This is a genomic window from Xenorhabdus japonica, from assembly GCF_900115195.1.
In the GTDB taxonomy this organism is placed as follows: domain Bacteria; phylum Pseudomonadota; class Gammaproteobacteria; order Enterobacterales; family Enterobacteriaceae; genus Xenorhabdus; species Xenorhabdus japonica.
On sequence record NZ_FOVO01000054.1, the window covers coordinates 1 to 14,844 of the forward strand.

Genomic DNA, 14,844 nt, shown 5'->3' on the forward strand with positions numbered 1-14,844 from the left:
ACTAAGCGCCAGAAGGCTGGCTGGGATAATGGCTATATGATGAAAATCCTGACAGTGGGATTTTCATCTGTATAAATTAGACCCGTTTGCCCTACCAATGTGGGAGAGGCTGTTACTCACGCAGGGCAATAATTGATTCAATTTCTATTTGCAAATCTGGATGAATAAGATTTGATACTTCAACTAAAGAGCAAGAGAGTAAATTTCCTTCATAAAAATCAAACAGCAATTCTCCTGATCAAGTATCGAAGTCATTTGTTGGAGAATGGCAAGGGTCTGTGATTCTACATTATGAGTTTGTGCTTCCGTACCAAAAGCCGTTAAACCTGACACATATAATAGACCGTGGTGTTTTGTTGCATGTACATATGGACCTTTGACTTGAGGTAAATCATCATAATTCATTCTAATAACCAAAATATGCTCCTTAATGATTTGCGCCTTTGTATCTTTTACCTTTCAGGTTGCGGCATTATTTCCTGAGTTGCAACCTGAGATCTATTGGGGATATTATGATGAGGTTAACATTAATAAATTATTCGTCATTTTTGTTATTCTTTGAAAACATTTTCTTAAATTGTTCAATAGCAACTTCCTGTTTATCGAAACTTATAAAATGTAAGGATTGCCATTTTTGTGTTTGGATAGCCTGTCTTGATATAGGCGATATCCATGTGGGATAGACCCGAATGGCTCTTTTACCTTTTTTGGTTTGACATTAGGTATGGAGAAATAGCGCCCTGTCTAAAAGGCAGAGCACCATACATTGGAGAGAATAAATACACTTAATTAAGATAAAGCACCAGAGCCATACCCGGCTTCATTTCTTTGATTTTAATGTTTTTATTCCAATTCTGTAGATCATTAGGGTTTACACCGTGGTGTTTAGCGATGCTGAAAAATGAATCACCTTTTCGTACATGATAGGTAATTGGGCCATTATTATCGATTTTCAGCACTTGACCGATCTTGAGCCGATCAGCGATTTTTAAGCTGTTCAATCTCTGCAATTCTCGGTGAGTAGTATTGAAGCGCTTCGCAATCGCTGACAGTGTATCCCCTGAACGAACCGTATAATGGCTTTGTTGTTGTAACTTGCGGGTATTGTGCACAACAGCCAGTCGGATGTCCTTCAAGACTTCTTTATTTGCCAAAGAAGTTTTAAATTGGCCTACGTTCTTTCTTGGTAGCATGATGTAATGCGGCCCATGAGGAGACGTCATACCTCGTTTATATCCTGGGTTATATGCCCTGATTGATGTCAACGACAGTCCGGCTAGTTCAGCCGCTTGTGACAACATGATTTGTTGTCCTACTTCCACTTTAGCCAGTGCTTGCTGGTTGTTAGGCTTAGGGAGCTCGAAAATAAATTTTTCGTCATGACGAATGATATTACTCAGTGCCAATATTTTGGGGACATAGTGCATCGTTTCCCGTGGCAGTGACAACGACCAAAAATCTGTTGGCTTTCCTTGTGCCTTATTTTCTCTGATTGCACGCATAACCCGACCTTCGCCACTATTATAGGCGGCAATGGTCAAAAGCCAATCCCCATTAAATCGTGTATTGAGGTATTGAAGCATATCAAGAGCGCTTGCTGTTGATGCAGCAATGTCACGACGTGCATCGTACCATTTATCTTGCCTCAGGCCATAATGACGGCCTGTACTTGGGATAATTTGCCATAAACCTGCGGCCTTGGCGTAGGACGTGGCATGAGGGTCAAAAGAACTCTCAACTATAGGCAGCAATATCAGCTCCATTGGCATATGTCGATTATCAAGCTGATCAACTATCCAATAAATGTATGGCCCCGCACGTAACATCACATTTTGGAGATGTTTCTTGTGTTTTAAATAGTAACTTTGTTGTTCGCCCACCCTGATATTGTCAGGAATTCCCATCTTCAACTCATCGCGGATATGTCCCCATAAATCTTGCTGGGCTGTCGGACTTACCTTCCAGTTTGCAGCATCTTCTGGTTCTGCAAAACTGTCTGTTTTCTGATTCGTTGAAGACATTTTCTGTGCTTGTTGCTGGGAAGGAGCCTTTGGTTGCAGGCTCGATTGGCACCCAGCAAGAAACACAGAGGCGAGCAAGATAGCTTTTGTCTTCATGTTATTTTTCGATTTTTGCCTAAAAGGTGAGCAATAATACTGACCTATTACACAGAAGACAACCCAACAAAATTAAAATCGATCTTTATAAGCCCTTAATTGCTGAAAAACAGAAGAAAGTGATATTGAATTGGGTTTGATACCGATATTTTTTTGTAAATCAATATCGTGGCAATTTAAGAAAACATTAATTTTTTTCTCTTTTTGTAAATTGGTTGGCACTGTTGCTTGGTTATTTTCACGTAATTTAAGCGTTTCTTGGTAATAATCGTGGATAATCTGATTGTTCGGTAATACTGCTTTTGCAAATTTCATATTTGCCTCAGTATATTCGTGAGCACAACAGATCAATGTATCGTCGGGTAATGATAAAATTTTCTCAAGCGAGGTAAACATTTGCTCGGCTGTACCTTCAAATAGACGTCCACAACCGCCAGAAAATAGAGTATCCCCACAAAATAGGTAGGGAGCCTGATAGAATGCAATGTGACCAAGTGTATGCCCTGGTAGTGCCATAATACGGAAAGAAAAACTTCCTATTTCAATGGTGTTATTTTCATGGACAATATGGGTTGCTCCTTTTTGTTGCGTCTCCTCAGGGCCATATACGGGTAATTCGGGGTGTTGTTTGAGTAGCCCGGAAACTCCGCCAACGTGATCATAATGGTGGTGTGTCAGCAGAATAGCGGCGGGAATAAGTTGGTTTGTTGCTAGAATATCAATAACAGGCGCTGATTCAGCTGGGTCGATAATGACACAATGTTTGTGTTCATCACAAAGTAACCAAATGTAGTTATCCGAAAGGGCAGGAATCCTGATAAGCTCCATTATACGCCTCGTTTTCATAGTAGGTTTTAGTAGGTTGGAAGGAAGATGACATGCAATCAGCACGTTCAATCAAGCAAATAACCCTCCCTGCTTCTTGGGCCGAGTTACCGTGGGGAGAATATTACCGTGTCGCTCTGGAACGTCAATTGGAACCGTGGTGGCCAAAAATCTTTGGCTTTCATTTAGTGAAAGTCGGTAACTTAAGCGCTGAAATTGACACTCGCTCCTGTTTGATCCGCCATCAAGTCAATATTGGATTGCAAGGGAAAAATATGGATGTCATTACTGATCCCAACTACCTCCCTTTTGAAAGTAAATCTGTTGATGCCTGTTTGTTGGCACATATGTTGACTTATAGTATTGATCCACATTGGTTATTGAGGGAAGTGGATAGGATCATGATCGATGATGGGTGGTTGGTGATCAGTGGTTTTAATCCAATAAGTATATTGGGTTTAAGGAAAATGATTTCCCCGATATATCGCCGACAATCTTGCAAGGTTCAGATGTTTTCAATGCTGCGCCAATTAGATTGGCTGCGTCTTCTTAATTATGAAATCATTCATCATGCTAATTTCCATGTCTTACCGTGGAACAAAAATGAAAAGAGTCTTTATAGCCTCAATGCGTCAATATTTGGTTGTCTGAATGTGATTATTGCCCGCAAGCGGACAATACCTTTGACATTAAATCCCATGCGAACAAAATTGTTGAAACCGAAATTCAGTAATGCGTTGGGGACGGTGAAGAAGATTCACCGACGCTCTTAAGAATGGATTAATTTTCGTTTTCAATATAGTCAGTATCGGCCTGAGTAGGGTTATTGGCGGCTGCGCGAGCCAGTTCATCACATAACTCATTTTCCCGATGCCCGGCGTGGCCTTTGACCCAGCGCCAATCAATGTCATGGCGCGAAATAGCTTTATCAAGTCGCTGCCAGAGATCAACATTGACGACAGGAGATTTGTCCGCTTTTTTCCAGCCGCGCTTTTTCCAGTTGTGGATCCATTGAGTGATCCCTTGACGTACATACTGACTGTCCGTCGTCAAAATCACATTACAGGGGCGCTTAAGCGTTTCCAGTCCTATTATGGCCGCCATTAATTCCATACGATTATTGGTTGTGTGAAAATAACCACCCTTCAAGGTTTTTTCTTGTTGTTGGTAGCGCAGTAAAACGCCATATCCGCCGGGACCGGGATTGCCGAGGCAAGAACCATCGGTGAAAATTTCTACCTGTTTGCTCATCTTTGGTAGACTCTTCCTATATCATCTTTAATCAAAACTCTAAGTCTGACACAAAAAAACACTATGAGCACTGCTATTACCCGCCAAATAGTCCTCGATACCGAAACAACTGGTATGAACAAGTTAGGTGTTCACTATGAGGGACACAACATCATTGAGATTGGTGCTGTGGAAGTTATCAACCGTCGTCTGACAGGACGCCATTTCCATATTTATATTAAGCCGGAACGTTTGGTTGATCCGGAAGCATTTGAAATTCACGGTATTAGTGATGAGTTTTTGCAGGATAAACCAAAATTTGCTGATATCGCTGATGAATTCATTGAGTTTATTCGTGGTGCTGAGTTAATTATTCATAACGCAACGTTTGATATCGGTTTTATGGATTATGAGTTCAGTAAACTGAATCGGGATATTCCACCAACAGCAGATTTTTGTACTATTACAGATAGCTTGGTGTTGGCAAGGGCGCTTTTCCCTGGCAAGCGCAATAACCTTGATGCGTTGTGTGATCGTTATCATATCGATAACTCAAAACGTACTCTCCACGGAGCGTTGCTTGATGCCGAGATTCTGTCTGATGTTTATCTGGCAATGACAGGTGGTCAGACATCATTGGCATTTTCAATGGAAGGTGAAGCATCAGGTAATTCTCAGGTTGCAGAAATCAAGAAGGTTATTCGTCCGCAGACTGGGCTGAAAATTGTTTATGCTTCTGATGAAGAATTAATTCAGCATGAATCTCGTTTGGATCTGGTGGAAAAGAAAGGGGGAGGCTGTCTTTGGCGTTCAAAACCTGAACAGTCACATTGATAAAACAGGAGAAAAAAGGGATAAATGCTTGGTTTAGGTGAAAAACCGTGCAAACGAAACCTTTTGTTATAAAAAGCTATTGACGGATTTTACTGTAGCCCGTATTATCCACCCCGTTCTTAACCAGAACGCCATGCGGTGCGGTAGTTCAGTTGGTTAGAATACCGGCCTGTCACGCCGGGGGTCGCGGGTTCGAGTCCCGTCCGCACCGCCAGAATTTATAAACCCTGAGTTTTTAACTCGGGGTTTTTTCTTTTTTTACAGAAAAATTTCTGCGAAAGAGAATAACTTTCCCCAATCTTGAAGCATTAGTCATTAACTCTCACATCCTTGTGGAAATATCATCATCAAGCATTGACCAAAATATGAACGTACAATATTATGAACGTACAATATATTGTACAAATGATTCAATCAATCGGTGTACATTATCAGCAAGTTGAAATGGGGCAGCCATAATGAAAGTCTTAACCTATAGTGAAGCCAGGCAGCATCTTTCCGAAACTATGATTAGCGTAGTTAACGATTGCAGCCCTGCAATTATTACTCGAAAAAATGGGGAAAGCTGTGTTTTGATGTCATTGTCTGATTATGAATCGTTGCAGGAAACCGCATACTTGATGCGTTCTCCAAATAATGCGAATCGTTTAATGGATTCAATTGCAGAATTACGCTCAGGAAAAGGGCAGACGAAGGAATTGGATTTAGAGTGATGAAAATTACCTTTTCCGGTAGTTCTTGGGAAGATTATCTTTACTGGCAACAAACAGATAAGGTAATACTGAAACGCATTAATCAGCTGATCAAAGACATATGCTGTCACCCTTTTGAAGGCATTGGTAAGCCAGAGCCATTAAAACATAATTTGTCGGGATTCTGGTCAAGGCGCATCACTGAGGAACATCGTTTGGTATATACGATTGAAGAAGATCAAATCATGATTGCAGCCTGCCGATACCATTATTGATAGATGTTCCAAATTGATAGATGTCCCGAGTTTTGTAACTCGGGATTTTTTTGCACTTGCAGAAAATCTTAAATCAACTTATAGAAATACGTAGTTCCTAAAAATTCTCCATTGGAATTAATGGTAAAGTTTGGAATTTGTCCGACTTCAATAAAAGTACATTTTCGATACAGTGCTGAAGCCGGATCATTGGTACGTGTATCCAAAACCAGCAAACTGCGTTGATGCTGTTTTGCCAATATTAATATTGCTCTGCTTCGTTCTATTATTTTTATAATCATGATCCTAACCTGGCAGAAAAACTCATTCTTTTGGCCTTGATTAACTTATTGGGTATCGTGTCTAATACATCACTTTCTTATTGCGCAAATCACGGTGTGAAATAATTCCCCATTTGCGCAAATTCGCCTTCAGTTGCACGCATTGACCTGAGAATGCATAGAAACAACGGGGTAAATCAAAGAATTTTTCCCAAAGGGGAATTAATATAGTTCTCCTTATCTGGTATTAATGATTGCGGTTTATATGCCGCGCTGCGAAAATTAGTTCTTAGTTCACTAACGCTTTTATCCGACTTGGAGTTAAAGAATGACCACTCGTAAAACCCTTGCTAATGCTATCCGCTTCTTGAGCATGGACGCTGTGCAGAAAGCAAAATCAGGGCATCCTGGTGCACCAATGGGAATGGCTGACATTGCCGAAGTGCTGTGGCGCGACTATCTGAACCATAACCCTTCTAACCCTCACTGGGCTGATCGTGACCGTTTCGTATTATCTAATGGTCACGGTTCTATGCTGATTTACAGCTTGCTGCATCTGACGGGTTATGATGTTTCCATTGATGATTTGAAAAATTTCCGTCAATTGCACTCTAAAACTCCGGGTCATCCAGAGTATGGCTATACTCCCGGTGTAGAAACCACTACTGGCCCATTGGGACAGGGTATCGCCAACGCAGTAGGTTTTGCGATTGCCGAACGTACACTGGCAGCGCAATTCAACCGCCCAGGCTATGATATTGTCGATCACTATACTTATGTGTTCATGGGTGACGGCTGTATGATGGAAGGGATCTCCCATGAAGTTTGCTCTTTGGCGGGCACACTGAAACTGGGCAAATTAATCGCATTCTATGATGACAACGGTATTTCTATTGATGGTGAAGTAGAAGGTTGGTTCACTGATGATACCGCAGCGCGCTTTGAAGCCTATGGCTGGCATGTTATCCGTGGCGTAGATGGTCATGACTCTGAGGCTATTGCGGCAGCCATTGAAGCAGCACGTAAAGAGACAGGCAAACCATCCCTGTTGATATGCAAAACCATCATCGGTTTTGGTTCACCAAACAAGGCAGGTAAAGAAGAATGTCACGGTGCTCCGCTGGGTGATGCTGAAATTGAAGCAACTCGTCAGGCTCTGGGCTGGGAACATCCTGCGTTTGAAGTCCCTCAGGACATTTACGCTGGCTGGAATGCCCAGCAAGCAGGCAAAACCAAAGAAACCGCGTGGGAAGAGAAATTTGCTGCATATGCCAATGCTCATCCAGAACTGGCTGCTGAATTTACCCGCCGTACTAGTGGTGAACTGCCAACGAACTGGGAAGCAGAATCTAAGGCATTCATTGAAAACCTGCAACAGAACCCAGCCTCCATCGCCAGCCGTAAGGCATCACAAAACGCATTGGAAGCATTCGGTAAAGTTCTGCCAGAATTCATGGGAGGCTCTGCTGACTTAGCACCAAGTAACCTGACTATGTGGTCTGGCTCCAAACCACTAAACGAAGTTCAGGACGGTAACTACATTCACTATGGTGTGCGTGAATTCGGTATGTCTGCCATTATGAACGGTATCGCACTGCATGGTGGTTTTGTGCCTTATGGCGCAACATTCCTGATGTTCGTGGAATATGCCCGTAACGCTGTACGTATGGCGGCACTGATGAAAGTGCGTAGCATCTTCGTTTATACCCATGACTCCATCGGTCTGGGTGAAGATGGCCCAACCCATCAGCCAGTAGAACAGATTGCCAGCCTGCGTGTAACTCCAAACATGAGTACATGGCGTCCATGTGACCAAGTTGAATCTGCGATTGCGTGGAAATATGCAATTGAGCGCAAAGATGGCCCAACTTCACTGATCTTCTCCCGTCAAAATCTGGCACAGCAAGAGCGTACAGCTGAGCAATTGGCGAATATCGAGAAAGGTGCTTATATCCTGAAAGATTGTGTAGGTCAGCCTGAGTTGATTCTGATTGCAACGGGTTCTGAAATGGAACTGGCTGTGAAAGCGGCTGAACAACTGAGTTCTGAAGGCCGTCAGGTTCGCGTGGTTTCCATGCCATCTACTGATGCTTTCGATAAGCAGGATGCGGCATACCGTGAAGCAGTATTGCCCGCGGCAGTTTCTGCTCGTGTTGCCATCGAAGCAGGTATTTCTGATTACTGGTTCAAATACGTTGGCATCAATGGTGCTATCGTTGGTATGAAGACTTTCGGTGAATCTGCACCTGCTGATGCTCTGTTCAAAGAATTTGGTTTCACTGTTGAAAATGTGGTCGCTAAGGCATCAGCTTTGCTGAAATAATCTGCAAATAGTTCGAATAAGCGCATTCGCATCAATGTTAGAGCGAATGCGTTCTTTTTTTGTCCAATTGTTCCTCTATAACATATCTAATGGCGCTTGCTATCACGCTTTTTTTCTCGTAATCTGCCTTTATAGTAGCTGAACCGTTTCAGTTTGATGTGTAAATTTAGTGTATAAATTAGATCAATAAAATGTCTTTTCTGTCACAATCTGATTAATTTTGTGATGAATTATCCGTACAAGCAGACATTGCTCAGTTATCCTAAGCGATCGCGTGGCTACAGATAAATTCAGGGAGTAACATGACTATCAAGATAGCTATTAACGGTTTTGGAAGAATAGGACGTAGCGTCTTGCGTGCTATTTACGAATCCGGGCGTCGGGCTGAAATTTCGATAATCGCTATTAATGAGTTGGCTGATGCCGAAGGTATTGCTCACTTATTGAAATATGATTCCAGTCATGGGCGTTTTGCATGGGATGTACGCCTGAATAATGATTTATTGCAAGTAGGGGATGACAGTATCCGGCTGTTTCATCAACCGGATATCTCGGCTCTGCCGTGGAAAGAACTGGGCATTGATATCGTCCTTGATTGTACGGGCAAGTATGGTGAGCGGGCAGACGGAGAGTCTCATATTGCCAGCGGAGCCAAAAAAGTCCTGTTTTCACATCCGGGAGGAAATACTCTGGATGCAACCGTGGTATATGGTGTCAACCACCATTCATTGGTTGCAGAAGATCGTATTGTTTCCAATGCATCCTGTACAACAAACTGTATCATTCCAATTATCAAAATGTTGGATGATGAGTTCAATATTGAATCTGGTACGGTGACAACCATCCACGCATCCATGAATGATCAACCCGTGATTGATGCTTATCACTGTGATTTACGTCGAACCCGGGCGGCCAGTCAATCCATCATTCCTGTTGATACAAAACTGGCTGCGGGGATCTCACGTGTTTTCCCTAAATTCAGCGATCGGTTTGAAGCAATTTCTGTTCGAGTGCCGACTATCAACGTGACAGCTATTGACTTGAGTGTGACAGTTCGTGCGGCAGTGAATGTTGAAGATGTTAACCAGCTCCTGCAAAAATCAGCAGCCAGAGAGTTTCGTGGTATAGTGGATTATACTGATTTGCCGTTGGTTTCAACAGATTTTAACCACGATCCCCACAGTGCCATTGTGGATGGCACACAAACGAGGGTTAGCGGGAAGCACCTGATTAAAACCCTTGTGTGGTGCGACAATGAGTGGGGCTTTGCCAATCGCATGATTGATACAACACTGGCAATGGCCGCAACGGGTTTCAAATAATCATTTGTTGTGTCGCACACGATACACAGCAGAAGATTGAGTAATTTTATAAAGAATCAATGAGAGGATTCACCATGTCTGTAATTAAGATGACTGATTTAGATCTGGCGGGCAAACGTGTACTGATCCGTGCTGATCTGAATGTGCCTGTAAAAGATGGCAAAGTGACTTCTGATGCACGTATCCGTGCGTCTTTGCCGACGATTGAGGCTGCGTTGAGTCAGGGAGCCAAGGTCATGGTTACTTCTCACCTGGGGCGCCCGATCGAGGGAGAATACAACGAAGAGTTCTCACTGCAACCTGTCGTTGATTATCTGAAAGAAGCACTTTCTTCTCCTGTTCGTCTGGAAAAAAACTATCTGGATGGTGTTGAAGTGGTGGAAGGCGAATTAGTTGTTCTGGAAAACGTTCGCTTCAACAAAGGTGAGAAAAAAGACGATGAAACATTATCAAAGCAGTATGCAGCACTATGTGATGTGTATGTAATGGATGCTTTTGGTACTGCACACCGTGCGCAAGCGTCAACTCACGGCGTTGCTAAGTTTGCCCCAATTGCCTGCGCTGGCCCGCTGCTGTTTGGTGAACTGGACGCTTTGGGTAAAGCCCTGCACAACCCAGCCCGCCCAATGGTGGCGATCGTGGGTGGTTCTAAAGTCTCAACCAAACTGACTGTTCTTGATTCACTATCCAAAATTGCCGATCAACTGATCGTGGGTGGTGGGATTGCCAATACATTCGTTGCCGCTGAAGGACACAATGTTGGCCGTTCACTGTACGAAGATGATTTGATTCCAGAAGCGAAAAAACTGCTGGAAAGTTGTGATATCCCAGTTCCTACTGATGTTCGTGTTGCGACAGAGTTCTCTGAAACTGCGGAAGCAACGCTGAAATCTACCAGCGAAATTAAAGACGAAGAACAGATCCTTGACTTGGGTGATGATTCTGCCGAATGTCTGGCTGAAATCCTGAAAAGTGCCAAGACCATTCTATGGAATGGGCCGGTAGGTGTTTTTGAATTCCCTAACTTCCGTAAAGGAACCGAAATTGTTGCCCGTGCAATTGCTGAAAGTGATGCTTTCTCAATCGCAGGTGGCGGTGATACCTTGGCAGCAATCGATCTGTTCGGAATTGCTGATAAGATCTCTTACATCTCTACTGGTGGTGGTGCTTTCCTTGAGTTCGTTGAAGGCAAAAAACTGCCAGCCGTTGTTATGCTGGAAGAACGTGCTAAAAGTAACTAAGTTGTAATAACAGGCAGCATTGACTGCCTGTTCAATGTCAATACAGGACCACGTAACATGTCTAAAATTTTTGATTTCGTAAAACCGGGTGTCATCACTGGTGATGATGTTCAGAAAGTCTTTGCCGTCGCTAAAGAAAACAACTTCGCGTTACCAGCGGTTAACTGTGTCGGTACTGATTCTATCAACGCAGTGTTGGAAACGGCGGCAAAAGTACGTGCTCCGGTCATTATCCAGTTTTCTAACGGCGGTGCATCTTTTGTTGCAGGTAAAGGTCTGAAAGCCGAAGGTCAGCAAGCCGCGATTATCGGTTCCATTTCTGGCGCTCACCATGTTCACCAGATGGCAGAACATTATGGTGTTCCTGTTATCCTGCATACTGACCATTGCGCACGTAAATTGCTGCCATGGATCGACGGTCTGTTGGATGCGGGTGAAAAACACTACGCGCAAACTGGCAAGCCATTGTTCTCTTCTCACATGATCGATCTGTCTGAAGAATCTCTGGAAGAAAACATCGAGATTTGCGGCCAATATTTGGCACGTATGGCGAAAATCGACATGACGCTGGAAATTGAACTGGGTTGTACTGGCGGTGAAGAAGATGGTGTTGATAACACTCATTTGGACAGCTCTTCCCTGTATACTCAGCCAGAAGATGTGGCTTACGCGTATGAGAAACTGAACGCTATCAGCCCACGTTTCACTATCGCGGCTTCTTTCGGCAACGTTCACGGTGTCTATAAACCAGGCAACGTTAAACTGACGCCAAAAATCCTGCGCAACTCACAGGACTACATTTCTGAGAAATTCAACCTGCCACACAACAGCCTGGATTTTGTCTTCCACGGTGGCTCCGGCTCTACTGCAGAAGAGATTCAGGAAGCGGTTAGCTACGGTGTAGTAAAAATGAATATCGATACCGATACCCAATGGGCAACTTGGGAAGGTATTCTGAACTACTACAAAAAGAACGAAGGCTATCTGCAAGGTCAGTTGGGTAACCCAGAAGGTGCGGACAAGCCTAACAAAAAATTCTACGATCCGCGTGTTTGGTTGCGTGCCGGTCAGGCTGCCATGATCGTTCGTCTGGAACAGGCTTTTAAAGAACTAAATGCGATTGACGTGCTGTAATTGAGATAATTCATTGCATTACATTGTAATGCATAGATAGATAGTCAATTTTCAGATTGCACTCCGTTATGGCGTGCAATCTGAGTTAGGGCTTAAATCAGATTCATAGGATAGAACAACCTGAACATCTTGATAAGTGCTTAACAATCCAGATAAGGTGACATTAAATTTGAAGAGACCGAATTCCCGCCCGTTATTTGAATTATCAGCGAGCGGAAAATTTGTTCAATAAAGCAGAATTAGGCAGATTACGCCTTAACTTCCTCTTTCATAATACGATTCAGCCACGGCACCATGAACGCCATAATCACAGCAACAATCAGAGTGGCAATCCCGATTTTACTGAATACGCCAGTATAAATTGGCAGAGTTTGTAGGGGATCAGTCACACCTTCTGGTGCGGCAGTAAAGGTTGCCACATAACTGCCCAATACTGATGCAGCGGCTTGTGATAGGAACCACATACCCAGAATAAAGCCAGTCAGATAGCTAGGAACAAACGCAGCCACCATTGCCAGCCCCAGAGCACTAATCATCAATTCACCGACACTTTGGAACAGATAAACCAGCACAATAAACCACGGGGAAGTTATGCCATTCTCATCGGCAAATAGACCTGAAGCTGCGGCTGTCAAGAAGCCCAGAGAGCACAGGAACATACCGAAGGTGAATTTTGTTGGCATGGAAAAATCTTTGCCTTTGGCACCCAACTTGGTATAGACAACCGCCAATATTGGGCTAATAACGATAATCCAGAATGGGTTTAGCGCCTGAAAACTAACTGGATTGACATCAAAACCCAAAATTTGGTGATGCACATTATTAATAGCAAAGAAATTGAGGGAAGTGGGCATTTGGTTATACAGGATGAAAAATACGACGGTCTGAAGCATCAGAATAAATGCCACGAACATTTTATTACGGCCAATGCGATTTTGTTTAAATGCTTGCCAGAAAAAAATGAAAACGACAACGGCGGAAATCACCATCAGGGCGATATTGGCAATTTTGATATTGCGGAGCAACCAAGTACAGATGCCAATCGTGATCACTGTGCCGATAAGAACCGCGAGCAAAGTTGCATAGTTTACCGGAGCATGATCTGGTTCTGAACCAATGTTATGCACCATACGGCGGCAGGCGATATAAACCAGCAGGGCGATAATCAGACCAATGCCACAGATATTATAGGTGACGGCATAACCATATTTTTCAGCAATCACGGGAGCAAGGGAGAGAGAAACCAGAGAACCAAGATTGATGGACATATAGAAGAGTGTAAATGCACCATCCAAACGTGGATCTTGTGGTTGGTAACATTTTGCCAGCAGGCTGGCGGGGTTGGCTTTGAAAAGACCATTACCGACAGCGACGGTTCCCAATGCATAAAAAATCAGGTCAGGATGCATGATAGACAGGCCAATCATGAAATAACCGATTGCCATTACAATGGCACCCAGAACGATAGTACGTTTTGTCCCTAGTAAGTGATCACCAACATAACCACCGATAGAAATCAGGCCGTAAACCAGAGCAGTAAATGCACCAAAAGTGATAAATGATTGTGCTTCTGAAAATCCGAGCTGTTTAACAAAGTAAACAGCAAGAATGCCTTGAACGCCGTAGAAACCAAATCGCTCCCATAATTCTACAAAAAAGATCATGAAAAAGGGTTTTGGTTGATCCCATAAACCGACCGGACCGGTTTTACTCATAGTGAATGCCTCTATTAGCTATCATTTCGATGGGCAATACATCCAGATAATTATACTGTTGTTAACATGCTTGTAACTAATGTATCGCACGGGTTGTGATTTGGTTTATTTATTCAAGGTGATCGTGAAGCGAGGGAGGTTAATATACTGGTATGGTATCTTCTCAATGGTTGATCACACTAACGAAAAAAAGTAATACCAGATTTGACAGAATATTCACTAAATTAATATCAAAAATTATTAACCAGAGAGTTATATGGTCGCAAATGAATCGATTTGATTGTTATTTAACCTGTTGCATTTATTATGTGGGAAAAATGAGAGAGGAAATGAAAGTAAACGCCAAATAAAATCAGTAATATCTATATATTAATTTTTTATTATGTATTTGGTTGTCAATTTCATCTTTTAAAATGAGATTAAGGAACCCCAATTCTGTTTAAGCCGTCACTGGAATATCTTTTTCTTCTGAGTAGAAAACTTTCAGTGATGGTTTCTTCTTTTTATGACAATAAGCCATTCACCCCGTTAAAACAGTCAACAGAAATCCTTTTATACTTCGATGACGAGCATGTTCTATTTGACAAATATTTTTTAATTGCCCATTAACCGTTTCGATAATAAAACGCCTTGATCACATTATCTTATCCCAATATTCCAGCACACTCGCTTTCATATTACTCCGCTTTTTCGTGATGAAAGTGACACCGTTTTTCGCTAAATCGTCTGCCACTTCCTGACTAAGATAACCTTTGTCGCCATACAAGGAACCGATTAATTCTTTTGCTAATTCCCGAACCACTTTCCTATCATCCGTATTTCCGGCCGTGATTTTGAGGGCCAGAATTTCGCCAAGATGGTTAATAATCCGGTGTA

At 42.8% G+C, this 14,844-nt stretch carries 12 protein-coding genes, 1 tRNA gene and 4 pseudogenes; 9 read left to right on the forward strand and 8 right to left on the reverse strand.

Translation table 11 applies throughout. From position 1 onward, the window contains the following. Window positions 1-112: 112 nt before the first annotated feature. The 4 genes and pseudogenes from BM135_RS15295 to gloB all read right to left on the reverse strand — a co-directional run bounded on the left by BM135_RS15295 (window position 113) and on the right by gloB (window position 2,945). Window positions 113-405 (reverse strand): annotated as a pseudogene (locus tag BM135_RS15295) (RidA family protein). 130 nt (window positions 406-535) lie between these two features. Then, a pseudogene (locus BM135_RS18070) lies at window positions 536-703 on the reverse strand (MepB family protein); the annotation flags it as partial. A gap of 82 nt (window positions 704-785) precedes the next feature. Then, the gene (gene mltD / locus BM135_RS15305; protein ID WP_092521205.1) at window positions 786-2,117 is read right to left on the reverse strand and encodes a murein transglycosylase D; all 1,332 of its coding nucleotides are present in this window, start codon (window positions 2,115-2,117) and stop codon (window positions 786-788) included. 72 nt (window positions 2,118-2,189) lie between these two features. Then, the gene (gene gloB, locus BM135_RS15310) at window positions 2,190-2,945 is read right to left on the reverse strand and encodes a hydroxyacylglutathione hydrolase (protein ID WP_092521207.1); all 756 of its coding nucleotides are present in this window, start codon (window positions 2,943-2,945) and stop codon (window positions 2,190-2,192) included. Between the two features lie 50 nt (window positions 2,946-2,995). On the opposite strand from gloB, the gene BM135_RS15315 reads away from it, so the two are divergent. Then, window positions 2,996-3,715, forward strand: coding sequence for a class I SAM-dependent methyltransferase (locus BM135_RS15315; protein WP_092521209.1), 720 nt, complete (start codon window positions 2,996-2,998; stop codon window positions 3,713-3,715). 7 nt (window positions 3,716-3,722) lie between these two features. On the opposite strand, the pseudogene rnhA reads toward BM135_RS15315, so the two are convergent. Further along, window positions 3,723-4,309 (reverse strand): annotated as a pseudogene (gene rnhA, locus BM135_RS15320) (ribonuclease HI). On the opposite strand from rnhA, the gene dnaQ reads away from it, so the two are divergent. From dnaQ to BM135_RS15340, 4 genes are all read left to right on the forward strand, one after another. Beyond that, on the forward strand, window positions 4,257-5,006 hold the full coding sequence (dnaQ, locus tag BM135_RS15325; RefSeq protein ID WP_092521213.1) for a DNA polymerase III subunit epsilon: 750 nt from the start codon (window positions 4,257-4,259) through the stop codon (window positions 5,004-5,006). The pseudogene rnhA and the gene dnaQ sit on opposite strands and share 53 nt — an antisense overlap. A 137-nt stretch (window positions 5,007-5,143) precedes the next feature. Then, a tRNA-Asp gene (locus tag BM135_RS15330) sits at window positions 5,144-5,220 on the forward strand. 244 nt (window positions 5,221-5,464) lie between these two features. Further along, window positions 5,465-5,719, forward strand: a complete 255-nt coding sequence (gene yefM, locus BM135_RS15335) for a YoeB-YefM toxin-antitoxin system antitoxin YefM (RefSeq protein WP_092521215.1) — start codon at window positions 5,465-5,467, stop codon at window positions 5,717-5,719. Further along, the gene (locus tag BM135_RS15340) at window positions 5,719-5,973 is read left to right on the forward strand and encodes a Txe/YoeB family addiction module toxin (protein ID WP_092521217.1); all 255 of its coding nucleotides are present in this window, start codon (window positions 5,719-5,721) and stop codon (window positions 5,971-5,973) included. The genes yefM and BM135_RS15340 overlap by 1 nt, the downstream gene beginning before the upstream one ends. A gap of 68 nt (window positions 5,974-6,041) precedes the next feature. Here BM135_RS15340 and BM135_RS15345 read toward each other — a convergent pair whose 3' ends face one another. Beyond that, complete coding sequence (locus BM135_RS15345; protein WP_175486178.1) at window positions 6,042-6,212, reverse strand: N-acetyltransferase; 171 nt, start codon at window positions 6,210-6,212, stop codon at window positions 6,042-6,044. Window positions 6,213-6,561: 349 nt separating this feature from the next. Here BM135_RS15345 and tkt point away from each other — a divergent pair, with 349 nt between their 5' ends. The 4 genes from tkt to fbaA all read left to right on the forward strand — a co-directional run bounded on the left by tkt (window position 6,562) and on the right by fbaA (window position 12,253). Continuing rightward, window positions 6,562-8,556 carry a transketolase gene (gene tkt / locus BM135_RS15350; RefSeq protein ID WP_092521219.1) on the forward strand — a complete coding sequence of 665 codons (1,995 nt, stop codon included), beginning with the start codon at window positions 6,562-6,564 and terminating at the stop codon, window positions 8,554-8,556. 302 nt (window positions 8,557-8,858) lie between these two features. Further along, window positions 8,859-9,878, forward strand: coding sequence for an erythrose-4-phosphate dehydrogenase (gene epd, locus BM135_RS15355; protein WP_092521221.1), 1,020 nt, complete (start codon window positions 8,859-8,861; stop codon window positions 9,876-9,878). A gap of 74 nt (window positions 9,879-9,952) precedes the next feature. Then, window positions 9,953-11,119, forward strand: coding sequence for a phosphoglycerate kinase (gene pgk / locus BM135_RS15360; protein ID WP_092521223.1), 1,167 nt, complete (start codon window positions 9,953-9,955; stop codon window positions 11,117-11,119). A gap of 57 nt (window positions 11,120-11,176) precedes the next feature. Next, a complete protein-coding gene (gene fbaA / locus BM135_RS15365; protein ID WP_092521225.1) occupies window positions 11,177-12,253 on the forward strand; it encodes a class II fructose-bisphosphate aldolase in 1,077 nt (358 codons plus the stop codon). Between the two features lie 248 nt (window positions 12,254-12,501). Here the strand turns inward: fbaA and dtpB are convergent, their stop codons facing one another. Both dtpB and BM135_RS15375 read right to left on the reverse strand, forming a co-directional pair. Then, on the reverse strand, window positions 12,502-13,968 hold the full coding sequence (gene dtpB, locus BM135_RS15370; protein ID WP_092521227.1) for a dipeptide/tripeptide permease DtpB: 1,467 nt from the start codon (window positions 13,966-13,968) through the stop codon (window positions 12,502-12,504). A 439-nt stretch (window positions 13,969-14,407) separates the two neighbouring features. Further along, window positions 14,408-14,844 (reverse strand): annotated as a pseudogene (locus BM135_RS15375) (IS982 family transposase); the annotation flags it as partial.